Raw genomic sequence first — 604 nt, 5'->3', positions numbered from 1 at the left:
CGGTGCCATCGGCACTGGTGACCGTGATGTCACGGGTCAGGGTTTCACCCGCCTTGAGTGACTGCACGTCGCTGTGGCTGTTGTTTAAGGTGTAGGTCCAGTTACCGTCGGCATCAATGCTGAAGAAACCGTAGTTGCCATCGGCGACATTGGTTTGCACTTGGAATACCGCTTCGCCGTTGTCGACGTCGGTGACGGTTAAGGTGCCGGCCACCGTTTGTACTGTGCCTGGCAAGGTGTCGGTATCGCCGTCTTCGGTGACGGTGCCRGCATCGCTGTCGCCGTTACCGASCGTGATGTCAGCGGGATCGTTCGCGCCGACAATGGTGATGGTCACGGTGTGGCTGGCGGTGCCATCGGCACTGGTGACCGTKATGTCACGGGTCAGGGTTTCACCCGCCTTGAGTGACTGCACGTCGCTGTGGCTGTTGTTTAAGGTGTAGGTCCAGTTACCGTCGGCATCAATGCTGAAGAAACCGTAGTTGCCATCGGCRACATTGGTTTGCACTTGAAATACCGCTTCGCCGTTGTCGACGTCGGTGACGGTTAAGGTGCCAGCCACCGTTTGTACTGTGCCTGGCAGGGTGTCGGAATCGCCGTCTTC

1 protein-coding gene is annotated in these 604 nt (G+C 58.2%); it reads right to left on the bottom strand.

All coding sequences use genetic code 11. The annotated features are described in order from the left end of the window. Window positions 1-604: VCBS domain-containing protein (locus L5M10_RS24060; RefSeq protein ID WP_263256115.1), on the bottom strand; the 604-nt coding region annotated here is incomplete at both ends.

The organism is Shewanella sp. SM32 (assembly GCF_025654235.1).
Classification (GTDB): Bacteria; Pseudomonadota; Gammaproteobacteria; order Enterobacterales; family Shewanellaceae; genus Shewanella; species Shewanella oncorhynchi.
This window is presented reverse-complemented; position numbering and strand designations above follow the sequence as displayed.